The sequence below is a fragment of the Pseudomonas sp. NPDC088885 genome, from assembly GCF_044750025.1.
GTDB lineage: Bacteria > Pseudomonadota > Gammaproteobacteria > Pseudomonadales > Pseudomonadaceae > Aquipseudomonas > Aquipseudomonas rustica.
Genome location: NZ_JBIVJB010000204.1, coordinates 1 through 1,830, shown reverse-complemented (window position 1 = coordinate 1,830; position 1,830 = coordinate 1). Strand labels below are relative to the sequence as shown.

The following is a 1,830-nucleotide window of genomic DNA, read 5'->3' as shown; positions in this document are numbered from 1 at the left end:
CACTAGGAGAGGAGGCGCCATGCCAACTATTACTCTTCCCGACGGCAGTCAACGTTCATTCGATCACCCGGTTTCCGTAGCCGAGGTCGCCGCATCCATTGGTGCTGGCCTGGCCAAAGCCACACTGGCCGGCAAGGTCAATGGTCAACTGGTCGACGCCAGCGACATCATCAGCAGCGACGCGACCCTGCAAATCATTACGCCAAAGGATGAAGAGGGGCTGGAGATCATTCGCCACTCTTGCGCTCACCTGGTGGGTCATGCGGTCAAGCAGCTGTACCCGACTGCAAAAATGGTGATCGGCCCTGTCATCGACGAAGGCTTCTATTACGACATCGCCTTCGAACGTCCTTTCACTCCGGACGACATGGCTGCGATCGAACAGCGTATGCAGCAGCTGATCGAGAAAGATTACGACGTCATCAAGAAAGTCACTCCGCGCGCCGAAGTGATCGAAGTGTTCAAGGCTCGCGGCGAAGACTACAAGTTGCGTCTGGTCGAGGACATGCCGAACGAACAGGCCATGGGTCTGTACTATCACGAAGAATACGTCGACATGTGCCGCGGCCCGCACGTGCCGAACACTCGCTTCCTGAAATCCTTCAAACTGACCAAGTTGTCGGGCGCCTACTGGCGTGGCGACGCCAAGAACGAGCAATTGCAGCGCGTTTACGGCACCGCTTGGGCAGACAAGAAGCAGCTGGCGGCTTACATCCAGCGCATCGAAGAAGCTGAAAAACGCGATCACCGCAAGATCGGCAAGCGTCTGGGCCTGTTCCACACCCAGGAAGAATCCCCGGGCATGGTGTTCTGGCACCCGAACGGCTGGACTCTGTACCAGGTGCTCGAGCAGTACATGCGCAAGATCCAGCGTGACAACGGCTACCTTGAGATCAAAACCCCTCAAGTCGTTGACCGCAGCCTCTGGGAGAAATCCGGGCACTGGGCCAACTACGCCGACAACATGTTTACCACGCAGTCGGAAAACCGCGACTACGCCATCAAGCCGATGAACTGCCCATGCCACGTGCAGGTCTTCAACCAAGGCCTGAAGAGCTACCGCGAGCTGCCGATGCGTCTGGCCGAGTTCGGTGCCTGCCACCGTAACGAGCCGTCGGGTGCGCTGCACGGCATCATGCGTGTGCGTGCGTTCACTCAGGACGACGCCCACATCTTCTGCACCGAAGAGCAGATGCAAGCCGAATCCGCTGCATTCATCAAGCTGACCATGGACGTTTATCGCGACTTCGGCTTCACCGACGTCGAAATGAAACTGTCCACTCGTCCGGAAAAACGCGTCGGTTCCGACGAGCTGTGGGATCGCGCTGAGGCCGCATTGGCTGCAGCCCTTGATTCTGCGGGCCTGCCGTACGATCTGCAGCCGGGTGAGGGTGCGTTCTACGGTCCGAAGATCGAGTTTTCGCTAAAAGATTGCCTCGGTCGCGTCTGGCAATGTGGTACCTTGCAGCTCGATTTTAACCTGCCTGTCCGTTTGGGCGCTGAATACGTCTCCGAAGACAACAGCCGCAAACACCCAGTGATGTTGCACCGTGCGATCCTCGGTTCCTTCGAGCGTTTCGTCGGTATTTTGATCGAGCACTATGAAGGTGCATTCCCTGCGTGGCTCGCGCCGACCCAGGCGGTGATCATGAATATCACTGATAAACAGGCAGATTTTGTTGCAGAAGTTGAAAAAACTCTCAACGAAAGCGGATTTCGTGCCAAGTCCGACTTGAGAAATGAAAAGATCGGCTTTAAAATCCGCGAGCATACTTTGCTCAAGGTTCCCTATCTCTTGGTAATCGGAGATAAGGAAGTCGAGATGCAGAC

At 56.3% G+C, this 1,830-nt stretch carries 1 protein-coding gene; it reads left to right on the top strand.

Annotated features, from left to right (window positions below; genetic code table 11):
- Nucleotides 1-19: 19 nt before the first annotated feature.
- A partial coding sequence (gene thrS / locus ACIP1X_RS28460; protein WP_400755923.1) for a threonine--tRNA ligase occupies nucleotides 20-1,830 on the top strand: 1,811 nt, incomplete at its 3' end.